Below are 20,358 nucleotides of genomic sequence, written 5' to 3'. Positions count from 1 at the left end.
AACTCCGTTGCACCGCATGTCCAGCATCACCCAGGATGCGTGCATGAGCACGACGGGGGAGCGCGCACGGCGCGCGCACACGGCGCCGACGGGGGTGGCGCCATGAGCGCGCGCCTGCGCGGCATCGCACACGAGACCGAGCAGATCGTGGCGGCGGGCGCGTATCGCGCGCCCGACGGACGCGAGGTGTCCATCGCGGCGGCGGTGGCGGCGGCCCGAGCCGGTACGGCCATGTACGGGCCCGATCCGATACGGACACCGCAGGCCGTTTCCGCCGAGACGTTCCTCGAGGTCACCGGCGAGAGCAGCCTGGAGGCGGCCCGCCGGGTCGGCGGCGAGGTCGCGGTGCTGAACTTCGCCTCGGCCCGCAACCCCGGCGGCGGCTTCCTGAAAGGCGCGCAGGCCCAGGAGGAGGCCCTGTGCCGCGCCTCCGCGCTCTACACGTGCCTGCTTCAGGCGCCGGAGTTCTACGAACACCACCGCGCCCACCGCGACCCGTTCTACACGGACCGTGTCATCCACTCACCGGCCGTACCCGTCTTCCGCGACGACCACGGCCGCCTGCTCGACGAGCCGTTCACCGCCGGCTTCCTCACGGCGGCGGCCCCGAACGCCGGCGTCGTCCGCCGTACGACGCCCGAGCGGGCCGCCGAGCTGCCGCAGGCCCTGACGACACGCGCCGAGCGGGTGCTGGAGACGGCCGCGGCCCAGGGCTACCGCCGCCTGGTGCTGGGCGCCTGGGGCTGCGGAGTCTTCCAGAACGACCCGGCCCAGGTGGCCGGGGCCTTCCGCGCGCTGTTCGGCCCGGGCGGCCGCTTCGCCGCGACCTTCGAGCACGTCACGTTCGGCATTCTGGACCGCACGGCCGGTCAGACGGTCCGAGCGACGTTCGTACGGGCGTTCCCGCAGCGCCAGCTCCAGCCGTAGCCGAAGCCGGCGAGTCCCCCGCAGACGGGGGATGCTGCGGGGGACTCACCCAGCTAGACGGACGAAGGACGGGCGGAGTTCCCGCGTCGGCGAGATTGTTCAGGGTCGGCGAGATTGTGCAGCGGGCGCGGCCGATCCGCATGCCGGGGCGGCGGCGGTGGACGGTCAGCCGGGCGAGGCCGACGGCACCGGCCGTGAGGCCGCGGGTGGAGCCCTGAGGAAGCCAATGCCCCGCTCGGAGCAGCTCGGTCAGCTCCACCCGTACCGTTCCGCGAGCCGCTGCCGCACCAGGTTGAACCGGCCCCGGTCCAGCGCGCAGGCCTCGCGGCGCATTCCCTCCTCGTGCAGGCGCAGCACCCGGTCCACGTCGACCCATGAGTCACGCCCCGAGCGGTCCCAGGGCCCGCTGCCGATCGCGACCCACTCGCGGTCGCCGTCGTGCCGCTTGCTGGACAGCTGGACGGCGAGCAGGGTGCCGGTGGCCTCGCGGGCGACGACCAGGACGGGGCGGTCCTTGCCGCGGCCGTCGTTCTCCTCGAACGGCACCCACGTCCACACGATCTCGCCCGGGTCGGGGTCGCCGTCATGCGCGGGGGAGTACTCGGTACGCACCGTGCCCACCCGGCGCGGATCGGCCTCGGTGGTGGCACTGGCGCCGAAGCGCCCGGGAACGTTCTCATCGGTAAACGCAGTCACGCACGCACCTTAAGGTCTGTCCGCGCGGGGTACGCCGGCAGGTTCAGTCGGAGGACTCCTCCGCAGCCTGTTGACGCAGCCGCTCCACCAGATCCTTGGCCTTCTCCACGCCGGTGTCGATCTGGTCTCCGTACTTGCCGTCCGTGCGGTCGTCGATGATGTCGCCCGCCTTCTCCAGCCCTTCTCCGACGGCCTCGCCGTGCGCTTCGACGATGTCCTCCGCCTTGTCCTTGAGGTTCTTCAGGGACTCGAACATCGGGCGTCCTCCTCGAGTCGCGGCCGTGACCGCGTGACCGGATACAGGGCGATGCTCGCCGGGTACGACGGCTGCGGACAAGAGGGCGCGTGATGCACACGGGGCACGAACCGCGAGCACCGGCGGCGCACACGGGCCGGGGGCCCTCGAAGCCGAGGACCCCCGGGATGTGCTGTGCGGACCCCCGTCCGCTAACCCTCCTTCTCCACCGGCACCTTCTGCGACGGCGGTGCAACGATGCCGTTCAGGGAGGGGGAAGTGCCGTTCGCGGGCTGGGAGTTCTGGTTCATGGAGGCGAGCAGCTGGCGGGCGAGGCCAAGGCCCGTACCGCCCATGGTGAGTGCCTTGGCGAGCATGTCGGCCATGCCGTCGGCCCCGTTGAGCACCACCATGTTGTCGACGCTGCCGAAGGCGGACGCGCCCGCCTTCACGATCTCCGGCCAGTTCTCGGCGAGTTGCTGCGCGACGACGGCCTCCTGGTTCTCGGCGAGGGCGGCGGCCCGCGCCTTGATGGCCTCCGCCTCGGCGAGACCCTTGGCCTTGGTCGCCTCGGCGTCCGCCAGACCCCTCGCCTGCGCGGCCGCCGCCTCGGCCTCACCGGTGGCCCGGGTGGCGGCCGCCGTGGCGGAACCCCGGCTCTTGGTCGCCTCGGCCTCGGCCCCCGCGGCCGTCTTGACCCGGGTCGCCTCGGCCGCCGCCGCGAGCTCCGTCTCCTTCGCCTTGGCCTGCGCCGCCGAGATCCGCGCGTCACGCTCGGCCTCGGCCAGCGTGCGCTTCTCGTAGGCCTTCGCGTCCGCCGGCTTGCGGACGTCCGCCTGCAGTTGCTGCTCCCGCCGGTGCGCCTCGAGTTCGGCGACCCGTGTCTCCTGGACGACGACCTCCTGCCGTGCGGCCGCGTCCGCCAGCGGACCGGCCTGTCGCGCCTTCGCGGCCGCCTTGTCCCGTTCGGCCTGGTAGCCGGCCTGCAGGATCTCACTGTCCCGGGTCGCCTCCGCCATCCGCGCGAACGACTGCTGCTCGGCCTCGGTGGCCAGCCGGTTCGCCTCCGCCTGCGCGATGCGCGCGTCCCGCTGGACGGCCGCCGCGTGCGGCATCGCCAGGTTCTGGATGTACCCGGTCGGGTCCTCGATCTCATGGATTTGCAGGGAGTCGACGATGAGCCCCAGCTTCTCCATCTCCGTGCCGCAGGCGGCCCGGGTCTGCGCGGTGAGCTTCTCCCGGTCGCGGATCATGTCCTCGACCGTCAACCCGCCGACGATGGACCGCAGATGACCGGCGAACACGTTGTGCACCCGCTCCGCCATCAGCTTCTGCTGGTCCAGGAACCGCCGGGACGCGTTGGCGATCGACACGAAGTCGTCGCCCACCTTGAAGATGACCACGCCCCGCACCTTGAGCGGAATGCCCTGGTGGGTCACGCAGTCCACGTGCAGTTCGGTCTCGTTCAGATCGAGCGAGAGCTTGCGCACCGCCTGCACACCGGGCAGCACCAGGGTGCCCCGCCCGGTGACGATGCGGAATCCCATGCCCTCCTCCAAGCCCTCGGTACGGTGCTTGGAGCCGGAGATGACCAGCGCCTCGTTGGGTTCCGCGACACGCCACATCGCCTTGAACAGACCGACCAGAACGAGAATGGCGGCGACCACCACTCCCGCAACGACGCCGACAACCATCGGCATACGCCCCCTTTGCATGGTGCCCTCTCGGCACCGAACGAAGGGAGTGTGCTCCCGCGCGGCGCCGGGGTGAAGACGCCTGCGAATCCTTGTCGTTTTCTTGACGCAGGCCCCCTTGAACAGGCTCTCACCTGCGCGGAAGCGGGCTCACGTGAGGTAAGAGGACGGCTCAGCCGTCGTACGCCTCGGTCACGTAGACCGTCCGCGGCGGCAGGTACTCCACCACCATCACCACCGTGCCCCGCTCGATCCGCGCCGTCCCGGTGGCCGGATACGCGAGGAAGTGCTCGGCCCCGCCGCGCACCCGTACGATCACCTCGCCGACGAGCCCGGGCCCGACCGTGCCGGTGACCCGCCCCATGAGCCCGACCATCGACGCATCGTCCATGGTCACAGGGTACGGGCCCGTCCCGCCTACGCCGCCGTTGCATCGGTGACGACCTGCGGCGGCGGCCACGCCTCGTGCCAGCGCAACTCGGCCTCCGCCTGCGCCGCGAGGGAGATCAACAGCGGCTCGCTGCCCGCGGGGCCCAGGAGTTGGGCGCCGACGGGCAGTCCGTCGACGAAGCCGGCCGGGACGTTGACGCCGGGCCAGCCCAGTACGTTCCACGGCCAGGCGTAGGGGCAGGCGGCGATCATCGCGCGGTCGGTGGCGAGCCCGCTCAGCGGCAGCATCGCGCCGATGCGCGGCGGGGGAGCGGCCGTGGTGGGCGCGAGCACGACGTCGTACGAGCGGAAGAACGCGCCGATACGACGGTGCAGTACCGCCTCCTGCCGCCGCGCCACCCGCAGCGGCGCCCCACCGAGCAGCCGGCCGAGCCGCGCGGCGTCGCGGGTGCGCCGGTCGAGGAGGGCGGGGAAGGGGGCCTCGCGGACGCGTTCGGCGAGGCCGACGGTCGCGCGGGGGATGAAGGTCAGCCCGATCTGGCCGTACGGCGGGTCGGCCTCTTCCACCAGGTGCCCCAAGGAGCCGAGTTTTTCGGCGAGTTCGACGACGCGTCGGCGCACCTCCGGCTGCAGACGGGCCGGCAGCGCGGTGAACGGCGGCTTGAGGGCGAGAGCGATGCGCAGCCGCCCGGGATCGCGGCCGACCGCCTCGGAGGCGTCGATGCGGGCCGGGCGGTGGGGGTCGAGGTCGTGGTTGCCGCTCGCCGCGTCGAGCAGCAGGGCCGCGTCGGCGACGGTACGGGCGAGGGTGCCGTTGACGGTGATGCCCTGGAAGGACTCGCCGCGGGGCCAGGTGGAGATGCGGCCGCGCTGGGGCTTGATGCCGACCAGATGGGTCCAGGAGGCGGGGATGCGGACGGATCCGGCGCCGTCGGAGCCCAGTGCGGCGGGCACGAGCCCGGCGGCGACGGCGGCGGCCGAACCGCCGGAGGAGCCGCCTGGCGTGTGCTCCGGATTCCACGGGTTGCGGGTGGCGCCGAACGCGGGGCCCTCGGTGAAGGGCCACTGCCCGAACTCGCAGGTGTTGGTCTTGCCGACGACGACGGCCCCGGCGGCCCTCAACCGCCGTACCGCCTCCCCGTCCCGGGCCACCGGCGGGAACTTCCCCTCGCACCCGAAGGCGGTCGGCTCGCCGGCCACATCCATGTCGTCCTTGACGGCGACGGGCACGCCGAGCAGCGGTTTGCGGACGCCGGCGGCCAACTCCCGGTCCGCTGCGTCCGCTTCGGCGAGGGCGGCCTCGCCGCGGACGACCCTGAAGGCGTTGAGGGAGGACTGAGTCGCGTCGATCCGTGCCAGCGCCTGCTCGACGAGCGCACGGGAGGTCACCTCACCGGCGGCCAGCGCCCGTGCGGACTCCGCCAGTCCTGCGGCACGGTCGAACGTCATGGGGCCACCTCCGCGAACGTCTGTCTACCGAACGGTAACGTCCGCGGCCCCGCAGCGGTACGGAATCTCGAACATCCCTCTGCCGCAAGGGACTTGAGTGGCCACTCGGCGGGGGCACAGCCGCCCCACAGGCAACAGCAAGTCGTGCTCGAACCATTGACGCCCCCTTGCCTCACCCTTACCTTCTGACCGACGTGCCGAACCTTGTTCGAAAAATTGCACATCGGACGCCCTGGTTCTCGGTTGGCCCAAGGAGCCGCACGTGAGCACTCGACGCCCCGCCCCGTCCCGCCGCGCCCTCCTGCGCGCGATGGCCGCCCTGCCCGCCTCGTCGCTCGTCCTGGGCGAACTCCCGGGCCTGCTCGGCACGGCGGCCGCTGCCGCACCGGCGCCCCGCTCCGCCACCCGCTGCACCATCGTCCCGTTCCTCGACAGCGACGACGGCACGGTGAACGTCTATGAGTCCGACGACGCCACCGACTTCCGCCTCGTGCGGTCCTCGGCGTACACACCCCCGAGCAACAGAATCCGCGACGCGAGCGTCTTCAGGCACACGGACGGCTACTACTACCTCACCTACACCACCCACACCTGGCAGGACGTCAGCACGACGATCGGCTTCGCGCGCAGCGCCGACCGGGCCACCTGGACGTTCCTGTACGACTACACCGTGCCGATCGCCGACCTGTCCCGGGCGTGGGCGCCGGAGTGGTTCGTCGACGGCGACGGCAGCGTGAACGTGATCGTCTCCTGCTCGACGACCGACGACGAGTGGATCTTCACCCCGTACGTCCTGAGGGCCACCAACTCCGCTCTGACTGCGTGGACTTCACCGACCACACTCTCCGGCATCGGCAGCAATCACATCGACACGTACATCGTGCGGATCGGCTCGACGTACCACGCGTTCACGAAGAACGAGACGGCGAAGTACATCGAGTACGGCACCGCGACCAGTCTCACCGGCCCCTACACGATCTCCAAAACCGGTGACTGGGCCGGCTGGGGCAGCTACCGCGAGGGCCCCTCCGTCATCCGACTGGACAACGGCGCCTGGCGGATCTTCTTCGACGGCTACGGCGACGGCGCCTACTACTACAGCGACAGCTACGACACCTTCGCCACCTGGACCGCTCCGAAGGCCCTGCCCTCGATCTCCGGCACGGCACGCCACTTCACGGTGATCAAGGAGACGGTGTCGGGCGGTCCCAGCCTGTCGAAGAACGTCACGCGTTCCTTCCGGTCGGCGAACTACACCACCCGTTACTGGCAGGAGCAGTCCTCCCTCCTCAACCTCCCCGTGGTGACCGCGTCCAGCACGAGCGCGGAGAAGACGGCGTCCACCTTCACGGTCGTCTCCGGTCTCGCCGACTCCGACGCCTTCTCCTTCCGGGACGCCTCCGGGAACCACCTGCGCCACTACGGCTTCCGGGGCCGCTTCGACGCGAACGACGGCACGTCCACGTTCGCGAGGGACGCGACGTTCATCGCACGGACGGGGGCGACGTCGGGCTCGATCCGCTGGGAGTCGTACAACTACCCCGGTTACTACCTGCGGCACTACGACTACCAGCTGCGCCTGGACGTGACGGACGGGACGGACCTGTTCCGCCAGGACAGCTCGTTCGTGCCGGTCACGGCCTGGGCCTGAGCCGACCCCCTCCGCGGCAGCGAGGCAGGTCAGGGCATCAGGGGAGTGTCAGGGAGGTAGTCGTCGGCGCGTTCGCCCGTCACGAGGTAGACCACACGGCGGGCGATGGAGACGGCGTGGTCGGCGAAGCGTTCGTAGTAGCGGCCGACCAGGGTGACGTCGACGGCCGTCTCGACGCCGTGGTGCCAGCGGTCGTCCATCAGGTGGTGGAAGATCATGCGGTGCAGCTCGTCCATGCGGTCGTCGTCCTGCTCGAGCCGCAGGGCCGCCTCCACGTCCTGGGTGATGAGAACGTCGGCCGCCTGGGCCATCAGCCGCTGGGCGAGCTGGCCCATCTCCAGGATCGTGGGACGAAGGTCCTGCGGCACGGCGTGCGCGGGATGACGGCGGCGGGCCACCGTGGCGACATGCCGGGCCAGCACACCGCAGCGCTCCAGGTCCGCGCTCATCCGCAGCGAGGTGACCACCATCCGCAGGTCCGTGGCGACCGGCTGCTGGCGGGCCAGTACCGCGATCGCCCGTTCCTCCAGGTCCCGCTGGAGCTCCTCGATCCGCTCCTCGGTGGAGATCACCTGCTCCGCGACCTGCAGATCGGTGTCCAGCAGGGCACCGGTGGCGCGCCCCATGGCCGAACCGACCAGGTTCGCTATCTCGACCAGTGCCTCGGTGATCGACTCTAGTTCCTTGTGATACGCCTCGCGCATTGGATCTTCACCATCCCGTTCCTGGGCCCGTGCCACCCCTGTCAGCCTCGCACATCGCACCGGCCCGGAGGCGAAAGGACCGGTCAAGACCCGCGGCACCGGAACGGCTCCTCACCGCTGATCAATACGGGAGGTCGACCCGACGTTCCCGCGTGAATTCTCCGTGAACGATGCCCGGTGGCGTCGACGCATTCCCGCAGCATTCTCCGTGTCCCCCAACTTGGCCTATTAGACGGCGTGTTGAAGTTGCGGAGGAAGGGGAGGGCGGCTCTTGGACGCGTGGCTTCCGGTGGTAGCATCCCCGCATCTGCGACCTTGATCCACTCACTTCAGGCGCTGACTTGAGGTCAGCCTGCTCTCCGCGCCACCGCGCTCGGGCAGGCGCTGTGTGTGTCGCGGGTGCGTACTCGCGGGGGAGTGCATCCGTCTACGTCTGCATTTCATGCGTCGGGAAAGGTTTCCATGAGTCGAGACGTGCTTGCGTGGTGCCTGGTTGCGGTGACGGCGATAGCCGTCGCGGTGATCGTGGTGCTCGTCGTCCGCAACAGGGCCCTGGGGGAGAGAAAGCGACAGACCGAGGCATCGCTGACGAGCCAGCTCAACGCCGCCCAGACCCAAGTGCTGTCTGTCCAGGCCGCCTTGCAGAAGTACCAGCAGGAGTTCGATGGCACGATCCGGGAGGCCGAGGAGGCATCCGAGGAGAGCACCAAGGCGGTACTGAAGGGCTCGGCCCGCTTCCTGCAGGGTCTGGCCGCCGAGCAGATGGCGGTCCTGGAGGACCTCCAGCGCAAGTACGGCGGCCACGCGGTGCTCGGCGATCTTCTGGAAGTGACCCACGCCAACGCGCAGATGCAGCGCAAGTCGCAGGGCATCGCCGTGCTGTGCGGTGCGCCGGTCGGCCGCCGCAACCGGGCCGCGAGCGTCTACGACGTGGTGCGCAGTGCGCAGTCGCAGATCCGCAGCTTCCGCCGCGTCGAGATCATGCAGCAGACCGGTTTCGCGCTGAAGGCGTCCGCGGTCTCGCCGGTCTCCCTCGCGGTGGCCGAGCTGCTGGACAACGCTGCGAGCTTCTCGCAGCAGGACGCGCCGATCGAGGTGACCTTCCAGCGCGTCCAGCGCAACCTGTGCATCATCATCGACGACGCCGGCGTCGGCATGAACGACGAGGACCGGCAGCGGGCCAGCGCCCTGCTGTCCGGTGACTTCGTCCCGCGTCTGTCGCAGCTGGGCACCCAGCCGAAGTTCGGTTTCCCCCTGATCGGCCTCCTCGCCCGCCAGCACGGCTTCCGGGTGGACGTCACCGGTGTCTCCCGCTACGGCGGAGTCCGTGCCGTGGTGCTGCTGCCCGAGGAGCTGTGGACGGAGGAGCAGCCCTCCCCGGTCGACCAGGCCACCCCGGTGAGCATCGTCCGAGGGGCCGACGGCGGGACGGGTGACAGGCCCCGCACGGTGCACGGGCTGCCCAAGCGGGCCAGTCGGCAGACCCCCGTCGCGGGCGTCTCGGGTCAGGACGGGCGTGCGCCGTCCCGGGCGGGCCAGGACGCGGGCCGCGCCTCCGGCCGCAGTCTGGGCGCCCTCGGTGCCCTGCAGCGAGGCACGCTCTCGGGCCGCAACCTCGACTCCGCGTCCAGCGAAGGGTCCCAAGACGCATGACCACCGACCTGTCGTGGATGCTCACGGACATCGTGACCAATGTGCCCAAGGCACGTCACGTCGTCCTGCTCTCCGCGGACGGCATCCCCCGTGGGGCCACCGACGGCTTGCTGGAGAGGGATGTCGAGACCATCTCCGCCGCCATGGCCGGGATGCAGTCGCTCAGCCGGGCCACGGCGCACTTCATCGAGCCGGTGGAGGACCCGCAGTGGCACCAGACGATCATTGAGTTCTCCCACGGGTGGATCTTCCTGATCGGGGCGGGGCAGGGGGCCTACCTGGCCGCCGCCGCGGAACCCGACGTCGACATCCAGCAGATCTCCTTCCGTATGCACCGGCTCGTCGCCCGGCTGGGAAACAACCTGACCGCGCCGCCGCGCGTGGAGGCGGAGGAGCCGCCCCAGGGCGCGGCCGGCACGGCCCGGGACGCGGGCGCCGACCGTTCGGGACTGGTCCTCGACGACCTCGACGAGGTGATCGCGGACGTGCGCGGGGCCCGGCACGCCGTGCTCCTCGGGGTCAACGGCCTGCCGCGCGGGGCGACTTCGGGCATCAACCGGGATCTCGTGGACACGATCTCCGCGGCCATGACGGGCATTCACGCCTACAGCCGTGTGACGTCGCGGTTCGCGGGCGTTCAAGACGACGCCGGGTGGCGGCAGACGGTCATCGAGTTCCAGCACGGCTGGATCTTCCTGATCGCGGCCAGCGGCGGCTCCTTGCTGGCCGCGGCCGCCGAACACGACACCGACATCGAGGAGTTCACCACTCGCCTGCACCAGGCGGTGGCCCGGCTGGGCGAGTACCGGATGCCGCGGGAGGGGGTGCGCAGCGATGTCTGACGAGTACGGGCAGGAGCCGCATCTGGAACTGACGTCCTCATTAGTGCCACTGTTCGTGATCACGAACGGGCGTGCTCTGCCTCCGGACCAGGAGTACGAGCGCACCGCTCTCGTGACCGCGCGCAAGGAGGGCGCCGCCGCGGCCCGCACGCTGTCCCCGGAAGGCCAGGTGATCATGGACCTGGTCGCCGACGGCTTCCTGTCCGTGGCCGAGGTGGCCGGCCATACGCACCTGCCCCTGGGCGTCGTGCGCATTCTCCTGGCACAGCTGGAGGAGAGCGGTCTCGTCCTCGTCAGAAAGCCCGTGCCGCGCGCCGATCCCCTCGACCGAGAACTGCTCGGTGCCGTCCTCGATGGCCTGAAATCCCGATTCGGAGCGTAGCCCGTGTACCTGGATCCAGACGTCCTGCGCTCGGTGAAGATCCTCGTCGTGGGGCCCTTCGGAGTCGGCAAGACCACCTACATCGGCAACATCTCCGAGATCGAACCCCTGCAGACCGAGGAAGAGATCACCGAGGCCAGCGTGGGCTTCGACGACCTCTCCCGCACACCCGACAAGACGACCACCACCGTCGCCATGGACTTCGGCCGGCTCACCCTCAGCGAGGAGCTGGTCCTCTACATCTTCGGAACGCCCGGACAGGAGCGCTTCAAGGAGATGTGGGAGGAACTCTCCCGGGGAGCGTTGGGCGCGCTGGTCATCGTCGACCCCCAGCGGTTGGACGAGTCCTTCCCCGTGCTGGACCTGGTCGAACGGTTCGGCCTGACCTACGCCATCGGCGTCAACCATTTCGAGGGCACCACCACGTATCCGCTCGACGAGGTCCGCGAGGCGCTGAACCTGCCCGTGGACACCCCGGTCGTGGCCTGCGACGTGCGCGACCAGCACTCGGCGGCCCAGGCCCTCATCACCCTCGTGCAGCACCTGAAGTCCCTTCTCGCCTAGGAGCCCCGCCATGCACCAGCAGCACGACGCGCAGGAGATACCGCCCGGGTGCCCCGCCCACGGCAAGGTCCCGCTGTACGGCCCCCAGTTCGGCTCCGACCCCGAGGCCACCTACGCCTACCTGCGCTCCCTCGGCCCCAGCGCCGCCGTGGACATCGCGCCCGACGTCGAGGTCGAGCTGGTGACCAGCTACGACGCCGCCCTGTACATCCTGCAGAACCCCGGCTCCTTCGTCCGTGACTCGCGCCGCTGGAACGCGTTGAACGAGGGGCGCGTGCCCGAGGACAGTCCGGCGCTGCCCATGATGGGATACCGGCCCAACGCGCTGTTCAGCGACGGAGCTGCGCACGCCCGTCTGCGTCAGGCGGTCGTCGACAGTCTCGCCACCGTCAACGAACTCAAGCTCGTACGGCAGACCCAGCAGTCCGCCGACTACCTGATCAGCCAGTTCGGTGCCGAGCCGCGCGGCCAGGCCGAGTTGATGGCCGCCTACGCCCAGCCGCTGCCGCTGCTGGTCTTCAGCGATCTGTTCGGCTGCCCGCCGGAACTCGGCGACCGGGTGATCGTCGGCATCAGCGGCATCTTCGAGGGGACCCCCGGCGCGGACGAGGTGCTGGGTGGGGCCCTCGCGGAGCTGATCGCCCTCAAGCACCGCAGGCCCGGTTACGACCTGACGACGAAGCTGATGGAGCACCCCGCGCAGCTGACCGACGAGGAGGTGCTGCACCAGCTGGTCACCCTGCTGTCCGGCGGCACCGCGCCGCTGGCCGCCGCCATCGGCACCAGCGCCGCGCTGTTCCTCAGCGAGGACGGCCAGGCCGCGCTGCCGGTCGAGGACGCCGTCGCCCGGACTCTGTGGAACTACGCGCCGATCGCCAACTACGCGGGCCACTACGCCACCCACGACGTCGAGTTGGGCGGCCGGGTCCTCAAGGCGGGCGACCCCATCCTGATCTCCTTCGCGGCGGCCAACACCGACCCGAAGCTGGCTCAGCACCGCGAACAGCTCAGCACCAAGGCGCACTTGGCGTTCGGGGCGGGTCCGCACGCGTGCCCCGCGAAGGACCCCGCCTTCATGATCGCGGTCACCGCCGTCGAGTCCCTCCTCAACCGGCTGCCGGACATCGAGATGCGGGTCCCCTTCAAGGACCTGACCTGGGCACCCTCCCCCTGGAGCCGCTCCCTGGTGACCCTTCCGGTCCGGTTCACGCCGCGGACCCTGCGCGCGGCGGCCGCCGCCGATCCGGCGCGTGTCCACACGGCGCAGCCCACCGCGGCCGCTCCCCAGCGGACCGCCACGCCGACGCCTCAGGCACCCAAGGCCCCCGCGCAGCCCCGAGGTCTGTTCAGCCGATTCCTGGCATGGACCAGAGGGGAATGACCAAGGGAATTGACGAACACAAGTGACGAAGGTAACCCTCACTTAACTCGCTTTAGTGGATGGTTCAATTTACCCATGGGTACGTATGGCGGCTGATTCCCCAGAAAAAGGAGCCGTCATCGTGGTGGTTGACGCACACCCGTCGCACGACCGCCGTTCGGCCGTCGCCCTCTTCTCCCGTCTCCGCACGGCGAAGGGGCAGGCCGACCCCTTCCCCCTCTATGCGCAACTCCGTTCCATGGGCCCGGTGACCCCGGCCCCGTGGGGCGGCCTGCTCGTGACCGGCTTCGACATGTGTGACCAGGTACTGCGCGACCGCGAGTGGCTCGAGCCGGACAAACGCTGGCGAGAGAGCCAAGGCCCGCGCACCCGCTGGAGCGCTCCCTCCTCGCGGGAGATGAGCAATACCATGCCCGCGCTCAATCCCCCTGAACACACCCGAATACGCAGGGCGGCCGGCACGTTCGGCCGCACTGCCATGCACCGGATCGGCCGGATGATCAGCCAGGCGACCGATCAGCTCCTGACCTCCCTGTCCGAGCAACTCCACCAGGGGGAGGCGGACTTCGTAGCCCTCGTCAGCGAGGAACTCCCGGTGGCCGCCATCGGCGACTGGCTGGAGGTGCCGGCCGCCGACCGGCCACGACTGCGCGAACTGACCCACGACCAGGTCTTCACCCAGGAACTGCTGCCGACAGCGAGCCAGTTGGCGCTCTCCGACGCGGCCACGGCCGAACTGCGGGCCTACTTCACCGACTTGGTCCGCCAGCGGCGCGAACGCCCGGGCGAGGATCCCGTGTCGATGTGGATCCAGACCTGGGACACCCTGGAACCCGACCGCGACAAGGCCGACCAAGCCGTCTATTTCATCGCCCTCTTCGTCCTGCTCGCCGCACTCGAGACCACCTCGACGCTGCTGTCGACGATGGTTTTAAGGCTCGTCGAGCATCCCGAGCGCTGGGAGCAGCTCGCCGCCGAACCCTCCCTCGTCCCCGCGTTCGTCGAAGAGACCCTGCGCCACGACCCGCCCACGCACGTGATCAGCCGGATCGCCGCCACCCACAACACGATCGGCGGATTCCCCGTCCGCAAGGACGACATGATCCACCTCATGGTGGGCGCGGCACACCGGGACCCGACCCGGCACCCGGATCCGGACCGGTTCGACCTCCGGCGCGAGCGGCCCGACCATCTCGCCTTCAGCGGCGGCATCCACTACTGCCTGGGCGCACCCCTCGCCCGCCTCGAGGCGCAGACCCTCCTCCACCACCTGCTCAGACGCCTGCCCCGCCTCACCCTGGTACGACGCCCGTCCTGGGCGCCCCGGGTCGCGTTCCGGCGTCTGCTGAACCTGGACGTCACCTTCGCATGAACGAGACCGGCGACACCCTCCTCGCCCGCGCGCACAAGACCGTGGCCGTCGACCAGGACGGCCCGGTGCTCCACGTACGCCTCAACCCCACCCGGCAGGACGACACGCTCGGTGTCGCCGTCCTGGACGACCTGATCGCCGTTCTCGACGACCTCCACGGGCGGCCCGACATCCGCGTTCTGGTGCTGTCCTCCGAGGGGGACGACTTCTGTCTGGGAGCCGACCGCACCGAATACGAGACGGCGCTGGCCACGGACCCGACCGGCGCCGCACTGCGGCGGATCACGGACCGGGCCCACCGGCTGTGCAACGCCCTGGAGACCACTCACGCGATCACCATCGCCCGCCTCCACGGCAAGGTGATCGGTGCCGGTCTCGCGCTCGCCGCCTTCTGCGACCTGCGGGCAGCGGCCGACACCTGTCGCTTCCGGATGCCGGAGGTGGGCCTCGGCCTCCCGCCGGCCTGGGGCGGAGCCATGGGCCGTCTGATCTCCGAGGCGGGCGTCGCCAGGATCCGCGAACTCCTGCTGACCTGCGACGTGTTCGACGCGGACACCGCCCACCGGCTCGGCCTGGTCCATGAGATCGCGCCCCTCGACCAACTGGACAAAAAGGTCGGCGCGTGGACGCGGCCCCTGCTCAGGCGCTCGCCGGAGGCCCTCGTCCTGACCAAACGCATGCTCGCCGGCTACGCACGCGCCGACCGCACGGCCGACCTGTCCCTGCTCGACTCCCACCTCCTGACCCCGTATCTCGTCCCGATCCGAAACCAGGGTCCGGCCGCCGACTGAGAACTCCTCGAAGGGCGCGGCCGAAAGGACGCACATCGCCGCGGGCGACGACCCGAGTTCGTCGCCCGCGGCGATCGCGTGTCCGTACGGAGCGAGCCGGTCCTACGACGCCGTGAACGCCTTCACGCGGACACCCGTGTCGCAGATGCGCACGGTCGTCTTCTTCCCGCCGCCGCCCGTGAACGCCGGGCTGAGGGGGCGGGACTCGCCGGGCGGGACGACGTCGACGCCCGCGACGACGTCACAGTCCTCGACGCTGGTGAAGGTGAGCGCGGCGGAAGCGGAATCACCGGGGGAGAGGCTGACCTTCGCCGCGTCGGCGGCCGACCCGGCCCAGTCGACCGGGAGTTCCATGCGGCCGGCCGTCCCGACGAACATGAGGGACGGGAAGCCGCGCACCGTGCACGAGCCGTCCCCCTTGTTGGTGATCACGACCGAGGCCCGGCCCTGACCGGTGCTGACGGCCGTGCCCATGAGGTCCTTCGTGCGGCAGTGGTCGGCCGCGGGGCTCGGCAGGGAGTCCGCTCCGAAGAGCACCCCGGCCGACGGGGAGGCCGTACCACCGCTGTCGGCCCGGCCCTTGGTCTCCGTACCCGACGAACTCGACGAACTCGACGAGCCCGGCGAGCTCGAAGCGGAACCGCTTTCCGGACGGTCCGCCGACCCGGGTGACGACGAGGAGGAGGCCGACGAACACCCCGCCGCCCCGACGAGCAGCAGGACGGTGACGGCGATCGGTAGTCGGCGCATGGCTCCTGCCTGTTGTCGGACGGACGCTGTTGAACGGACGGTTTCGAGCAGATTGACGGCCCGGGACTCGCAAGGGTGAGCGTATTGCATAGAATCCTCGCCGATCACGTTCACCGGCGCTGCGGAGCGCGCACCGCCACGGGGGGAAGGTTCGCGCGTGCAGTCGAGCAGCGACGCCACGGGCACCGACGGGATGCGTAGAAGGCGCTTTCTGGGCGCGGGAGCTCTCACGCTCGGAGCCGCGGGCGCGGTGGCGGGCGGACAGCTCCTGACCGGGAACGCCTCGGCCTCGGTGGGCGGTTCGACGGCACCGGCCGGTGCCGGTGCGTCGGTCTCCGGCACGGTCTTCAAACTGGGCGTGGCCTCCGGTGACCCGCTGCCCACCGCGATCGTGCTGTGGACCCGGGTGACCCCCGTCAACCAGGGCAACTCCGGCATCCTGCCGCCCAGTGTCCCGGTGACCTGGGAGCTGGCCTCGGACAGCGGCTTCACCAAGATCGTCAAGAGCGGTACGGCGACGGCGAGCAGCAGCCTCGCGCACAGCGTCCACGTCGACGTGACGGGCCTCACCCCGGCGACCGACTACTGGTACCGGTTCAAGGCGCTCGGTCACACCTCCCGCACCGGCCGCACCCGCACGGCGCCCGCCGCCGGGAGCACTCCCGAGAAGCTGCGGATCGCACTCGCCTCCTGCCAGAACTGGCAGCACGGCTACTTCACCGCCTACCAGGACATGCGCGCCCAGAAGCCCGACCTGGTGCTGTTCGTCGGTGACTACATCTACGAGAGCTCCGCCTTCTCCTACCGGGTACGCCGTCACGAGGGCTCGGGTTCGCCCGTCACCCTCGCCCAGTACCGCTCCCGGCACGAGCAGTACAACACCGACCCGGATCTGCAGGCGATGCGGGCCGACGCGCCCTTCGTCGTCGTCTACGACGACCACGAGGTCGAGCAGGACTGGGCCGGGGACAAGGCCAACGACCCGGTCGCCGAGCCCCCTGCCACGTTCCTGGCCCGCCGGGCCGCCGCCTTCCAGGCCTTCTACGAGCACATGCCGATCCGCGCCGCGCAGAAGCCCAGCGGCCCGGACGTCCTGATCTACCGCAAGCTCGACTTCGGCTCCCTGGCCCGACTGCACGTCCTGGACACCCGTCAGTACCGCGACGACCAGGCCACCACCCAGCAGGGCGCCATGGAGAGCGGCCGCGTCATCATGGGCGACACCCAGCGCGACTGGCTCGTCAACAGCATGCGCACCTCCGGCAAGCAGTGGAACCTCGTCGCCTCCCAGGTGATGATGGCCGAGACCGACCTCCTCGCCGGCGAGGGCAAGGAGTGGTACTACGACGCCTGGGACGGCTACCAGGTCGAACGCAACGCACTGCTCGCCGACTTCAAGGACGTCCGCAACCCCGTCGTGCTCTCCGGCGACCGCCACCGCACCATCGTCAGCGACCTCAAACTGGACTACTCCGACCCGGGTTCGACGGTCGTCGGCGCGGAGTTCGTCGGCACCTCCATCTCCAGCAACGGCGACGAGGACCTCGAGGCCTTCGCCGCCGAGTGGGCGCCCAAGCTGGCGGACAACCCGCACTGGAAGATGATCGACGCCCGCCGCGGCTATCTTCTCCTCGACATCACCCCGACCGGCATCGACGCCCAACTGCGAGCCGTCTCAACGGTGTTGACCAAGAACGGCACGACCAGTACGGCGGCGACCTTCCGGGTCGACAGCGGTGTGCCGGGCGTCCACCGGGCCGACGCGCAGCCGGAGGCACCGGCGAGCGAGAGCGCGGACGCATCCTCGGGCCCGACGGATCAGGCGAGCCCCCCGGATCAGGCGAGCCCGACGGACACGACCGAATCGCCGACCGAGAGCCCCGCCGACAGCTCCACCGGCACCTCCACCGAGGTGTCACCCACCGACGTGACGACCACCGCCTGACTCCCGGGAGAGAACGTGCTCACCCTTCGATCCCGGCGCGACGGGAACCACGGACACCGGCGCCCCGTCGCCGTCAAGGCCTCCCTGCTGGCCGGCACCGCGGCCGTGCTCGTGGCCGGCGTGCTGACGGTGCTGCCCTCCGACGCGGACGCCAGCGGGCCGGCCCGCGGCGACTTCGACGGCGACGGCACCTCGGACCTCGTCTACCGCAATGTGGCGGGCCAGTTGTACATCAACACCGGTTCGGCCGAGACCATGGCCCTCGACGCGGACGTCTCCAAGGTCAAGGACGTCCTGACCCCGGGCGACCTCGACGGTGACGGCGTCCAGGACGTGCTCAGCCTGAGTTCCAGTGGCGTCCTGTCCTTCCACTACGGCATCTACGCCCGCGTCCCCGGCGGTCTGGGCTCGCGCAAGACGGTCGCCACCGGCTGGCAGGTCTACAACAAGATCGCCGCTCCGGGTGACATGAACGGCGACGGCAAGGTCGACCTGCTGGCCCGCACCCCCGCCGGAACCCTGTACTTCTATCCGGGCCTGGGCACCGGGGCCTTCGGCAGCCGGGTCAAGATCGGCACCGGCTGGCAGCAGTACGACGAACTGATCGGCGCCGGCGACCTGAACCGCGACGGCGTGGGCGACCTGCTGGCCCGTACCCCGGCCGGCGTCCTCTACCGGTACCTGGGCAAGAAGGGCGGCACCTTCAACGCCAAGGTCAAGGACTCCAGGACCGAGTGGGGGTCGTACAACCAGATCGTCGGAGGCGGCGACTGGGACGGCAACGGCAAGACCGACCTGCTGGCCCGGGACTACTCCGGCAACCTCTGGTTCTACGCGGGCAACGGCAACGGCACCTTCGCGACCCGCGCGGCCCGCAGCAAGGGCTGGGGCGCGGTGACGCAGTTCGCGGGGGCGGGCGAGACCCCGCACTTCGGCAAGTACGGGATCATGGCCCGTACGTCGTCGGGGTCCGTCTACGGCTACCAGGTCACCGGCACCGGCAACCTGAGCGGCAAGCTGCTGATCGGTTCGTCCTGGCCGACGTCCTCCACCCGCCTCGCCTACGCCTCCTCCCTGCGCGACGGCGGCCTGGGCGACCTGGTCGTCCACTCCGTCAGCAGCGGCAAGCTGACCAACCCGGCGTTCTACGCCCTCACCGACCCGCTGATCGCCGCCGGCTCCACGACGTACAGCCGGATCGTCGGCCCCGGCGACGTGACGGGGGACGGCAAGGGCGACCTGCTGGCCGTGACCAGCACCGGCACGCTCTACCTCTACGCGGGCGACGGTTCCGGCACCTCCGTCGCCGGGCGGGTGAAGCTGGGCACCGGCTGGCAGCAGTACAACGCCCTGGTCGGCGGCGGCGACATCACCGGCGACGGCCGCCCCGACCTCCTTGCCCGCGACTCCTCCGGCACCCTGTGGCGCTACTCGGGCACGGGCAGCGCGTCCGCTCCCTTCTCGGCCCGCGTCAAGATCGGCACCGGCTGGCAGCAGTACAAGAAGCTCTTCTCGCCGGGGGACGCCAACGGTGACGGCAAGGCCGACCTCATGGCCACCAACTCCTCCGGCGCGCTGTACTTCTACGCCGGCACCGGCACGGGCACCTTCAAGGGCCGCGTGACGAAGGCGACGAGCGGTTGGAGCGGCTGGTCGGACCTGCTGTGACCCCGGGCCACCGCCCCGCCCTGGTCATCAGCCCTTCGCCGCTGAGGCGGACGGCTTCCGTCGCCAACTGCTGCCTGCCCTCGGGGAAGTAGGGGTACGTCGACCCGAGCGGCGCCCTGGCGTGCTGGGCGTTGTCGCGGATGCCGGCCGCGTTCAGGCCGCGCCGGCTCTGACGGTGGTCAGGCGGTCGGGTGCTGCTCTGCCGGGCTGACGGCTTCCGTGGCCGCCAGGGAGGCGAGCAGGCGTAGGCCCTCCTCCGACGGCGAGCCGGGTTCGGCGGTGTAGATCGTCATGCTGAACCCGGGTTCGGCGGCCAGGTCCAGGGACTCGTAGGCGAGGGTGAGGTCACCGACCGCCGGGTGGCGGAACCGCTTGGTGCCGGTCCCGTGGCGGCGGACGTTGTGGGCGCCCCACCGGGCACGGAAGTCGCCGCTGCGCGTGGACAGTTCACCGATGAGGTCGTGCAGGTCCTTGTCGTGGGGATCGCGTCCGGCCTCTCGGCGCAGGATGGCCACCGCCATGTCCCCGAACAGCTCCCAGTCCGGGTAGAACCGGCGCGAGGCCGGGTCGAGGAAGTTGAAGCGGGCCAGGTTCCGCTGGTTGTCCGGGTTGGCGAACAGGTCGGTGTAGAAGGCACGGGCGAGGGAGTTGGCGGCCAGGATGTCCATACGGCCGTTGCCCACGATCGCCGGCCCCGCGGTGATCGCGTCGAGCGTCCACTGCAGGCTGCGGTGCGGGGTCCACTGCCGGGCGGCGGTACGGCGGCGCGGGCGGGTGAGCGCGTCGGAGCCGTCGGCGGCCTGGGCCAGGTGCAGGAGATGGGCACGCTCGGCGTCGTCCAGCCGCAGTGCGCGGGCCACGGCCTCGAGGACGGCGGGGGAGGCGCCGGCGAGGTTCCCCCGCTCCAGCTTCGCGTAGTACTCCACGCTCATGTCGGCCAGCGCGGCGACCTCGCTCCTGCGCAGCCCGGGCACCCGGCGTCGGGAACCGGCAGGCAGGCCGGCCTGGTCCGGGGTGATCTTCGCTCGCCGCGAGGTGAGGAACTCGCGGACCTCCTCACGGTTGTCCATGTCCTCGACCGTACGGCCTGCCCGCCACGCAAGGGATGTACTGCCGGTACACCCTTCACCGGTGACTCGCTTACCGCCGGGATGCGCGGTTACCTGAGACAGAGGTGATCCCCAGCGGCACCGCCGCTCCCCGGGATGACCGGCCCGGCGGCGCGCGAAGTCAACGGCGCGCCCGCCCAGACCCCGATCGAGAA

At 70.6% G+C, this 20,358-nt stretch carries 19 protein-coding genes and 1 pseudogene; 11 read left to right on the top strand and 9 right to left on the bottom strand.

Annotated elements, in window-relative coordinates:
* Positions 1-102: 102 nt before the first annotated feature.
* The gene (locus ACWCQ1_RS15685; RefSeq protein ID WP_451026695.1) at positions 103-927 is read left to right on the top strand and encodes a TIGR02452 family protein; all 825 of its coding nucleotides are present in this window, start codon (positions 103-105) and stop codon (positions 925-927) included.
* A gap of 249 nt (positions 928-1,176) precedes the next feature.
* Here ACWCQ1_RS15685 and ACWCQ1_RS15680 read toward each other — a convergent pair whose 3' ends face one another.
* The 5 genes from ACWCQ1_RS15680 to ACWCQ1_RS15660 form a co-directional block, all read right to left on the bottom strand.
* On the bottom strand, positions 1,177-1,623 hold the full coding sequence (locus tag ACWCQ1_RS15680; RefSeq protein WP_208777716.1) for a type II toxin-antitoxin system PemK/MazF family toxin: 447 nt from the start codon (positions 1,621-1,623) through the stop codon (positions 1,177-1,179).
* A gap of 43 nt (positions 1,624-1,666) precedes the next feature.
* On the bottom strand, positions 1,667-1,879 hold the full coding sequence (locus tag ACWCQ1_RS15675) for an antitoxin (RefSeq protein ID WP_358602557.1): 213 nt from the start codon (positions 1,877-1,879) through the stop codon (positions 1,667-1,669).
* A gap of 191 nt (positions 1,880-2,070) precedes the next feature.
* A complete protein-coding gene (locus tag ACWCQ1_RS15670; RefSeq protein WP_358602554.1) occupies positions 2,071-3,558 on the bottom strand; it encodes a flotillin family protein in 1,488 nt (495 codons plus the stop codon).
* Between the two features lie 166 nt (positions 3,559-3,724).
* Entirely contained in the window at positions 3,725-3,943 is a 219-nt protein-coding gene (locus ACWCQ1_RS15665; RefSeq protein ID WP_207929898.1) for a hypothetical protein, read from the bottom strand.
* A gap of 26 nt (positions 3,944-3,969) precedes the next feature.
* On the bottom strand, positions 3,970-5,391 hold the full coding sequence (locus ACWCQ1_RS15660) for an amidase (RefSeq protein WP_451026694.1): 1,422 nt from the start codon (positions 5,389-5,391) through the stop codon (positions 3,970-3,972).
* Positions 5,392-5,653: 262 nt separating this feature from the next.
* Here ACWCQ1_RS15660 and ACWCQ1_RS15655 point away from each other — a divergent pair, with 262 nt between their 5' ends.
* A complete protein-coding gene (locus tag ACWCQ1_RS15655) occupies positions 5,654-7,042 on the top strand; it encodes a glycoside hydrolase family 43 protein (protein WP_451026693.1) in 1,389 nt (462 codons plus the stop codon).
* A 29-nt stretch (positions 7,043-7,071) separates the two neighbouring features.
* Here the strand turns inward: ACWCQ1_RS15655 and phoU are convergent, their stop codons facing one another.
* Positions 7,072-7,746, bottom strand: coding sequence for a phosphate signaling complex protein PhoU (gene phoU / locus ACWCQ1_RS15650; RefSeq protein ID WP_133049785.1), 675 nt, complete (start codon positions 7,744-7,746; stop codon positions 7,072-7,074).
* 462 nt (positions 7,747-8,208) lie between these two features.
* Here phoU and ACWCQ1_RS15645 point away from each other — a divergent pair, with 462 nt between their 5' ends.
* The 7 genes from ACWCQ1_RS15645 (at position 8,209) to ACWCQ1_RS15615 (ending at position 14,731) form a co-directional block, all read left to right on the top strand.
* Positions 8,209-9,399, top strand: a complete 1,191-nt coding sequence (locus ACWCQ1_RS15645) for an ATP-binding protein (RefSeq protein ID WP_133049786.1) — start codon at positions 8,209-8,211, stop codon at positions 9,397-9,399.
* Positions 9,396-10,241, top strand: a complete 846-nt coding sequence (locus ACWCQ1_RS15640; RefSeq protein ID WP_207930061.1) for a roadblock/LC7 domain-containing protein — start codon at positions 9,396-9,398, stop codon at positions 10,239-10,241. The genes ACWCQ1_RS15645 and ACWCQ1_RS15640 overlap by 4 nt, the downstream gene beginning before the upstream one ends.
* A complete protein-coding gene (locus ACWCQ1_RS15635; RefSeq protein WP_133049787.1) occupies positions 10,234-10,623 on the top strand; it encodes a DUF742 domain-containing protein in 390 nt (129 codons plus the stop codon). Before ACWCQ1_RS15640 ends, ACWCQ1_RS15635 begins: the two co-directional genes overlap by 8 nt.
* Positions 10,624-10,626: 3 nt before the next feature.
* Complete coding sequence (locus ACWCQ1_RS15630; protein ID WP_133049788.1) at positions 10,627-11,187, top strand: GTP-binding protein; 561 nt, start codon at positions 10,627-10,629, stop codon at positions 11,185-11,187.
* 10 nt (positions 11,188-11,197) lie between these two features.
* Positions 11,198-12,568, top strand: coding sequence for a cytochrome P450 family protein (locus ACWCQ1_RS15625; RefSeq protein WP_358602545.1), 1,371 nt, complete (start codon positions 11,198-11,200; stop codon positions 12,566-12,568).
* 121 nt (positions 12,569-12,689) lie between these two features.
* The gene (locus ACWCQ1_RS15620; RefSeq protein WP_358602542.1) at positions 12,690-13,940 is read left to right on the top strand and encodes a cytochrome P450; all 1,251 of its coding nucleotides are present in this window, start codon (positions 12,690-12,692) and stop codon (positions 13,938-13,940) included.
* On the top strand, positions 13,937-14,731 hold the full coding sequence (locus tag ACWCQ1_RS15615) for an enoyl-CoA hydratase/isomerase family protein (protein ID WP_451026692.1): 795 nt from the start codon (positions 13,937-13,939) through the stop codon (positions 14,729-14,731). The genes ACWCQ1_RS15620 and ACWCQ1_RS15615 overlap by 4 nt, the downstream gene beginning before the upstream one ends.
* A gap of 102 nt (positions 14,732-14,833) precedes the next feature.
* On the opposite strand, the gene ACWCQ1_RS15610 is transcribed toward ACWCQ1_RS15615, so the two are convergent.
* The gene (locus ACWCQ1_RS15610; protein ID WP_358602539.1) at positions 14,834-15,481 is read right to left on the bottom strand and encodes a DUF4232 domain-containing protein; all 648 of its coding nucleotides are present in this window, start codon (positions 15,479-15,481) and stop codon (positions 14,834-14,836) included.
* A 193-nt stretch (positions 15,482-15,674) separates the two neighbouring features.
* Between ACWCQ1_RS15610 and ACWCQ1_RS15605 the strand changes: the two genes are divergently transcribed.
* The gene (locus tag ACWCQ1_RS15605) at positions 15,675-17,426 is read left to right on the top strand and encodes an alkaline phosphatase D family protein (protein ID WP_451026786.1); all 1,752 of its coding nucleotides are present in this window, start codon (positions 15,675-15,677) and stop codon (positions 17,424-17,426) included.
* Positions 17,427-17,441: 15 nt separating this feature from the next.
* A complete protein-coding gene (locus tag ACWCQ1_RS15600; RefSeq protein WP_133049793.1) occupies positions 17,442-19,094 on the top strand; it encodes an FG-GAP-like repeat-containing protein in 1,653 nt (550 codons plus the stop codon).
* 34 nt (positions 19,095-19,128) lie between these two features.
* Here the strand turns inward: ACWCQ1_RS15600 and ACWCQ1_RS15595 are convergent.
* Positions 19,129-19,263 (bottom strand): annotated as a pseudogene (locus tag ACWCQ1_RS15595) (TetR/AcrR family transcriptional regulator); the annotation flags it as partial.
* 10 nt (positions 19,264-19,273) lie between these two features.
* Positions 19,274-20,164, bottom strand: coding sequence for a helix-turn-helix transcriptional regulator (locus tag ACWCQ1_RS15590; protein WP_358602533.1), 891 nt, complete (start codon positions 20,162-20,164; stop codon positions 19,274-19,276).
* Between the last annotated feature and the right edge of the window lie 194 nt (positions 20,165-20,358).

It is taken from the genome of Streptomyces sp. NPDC002144, from assembly GCF_053593695.1.
This window is presented reverse-complemented; position numbering and strand designations above follow the sequence as displayed.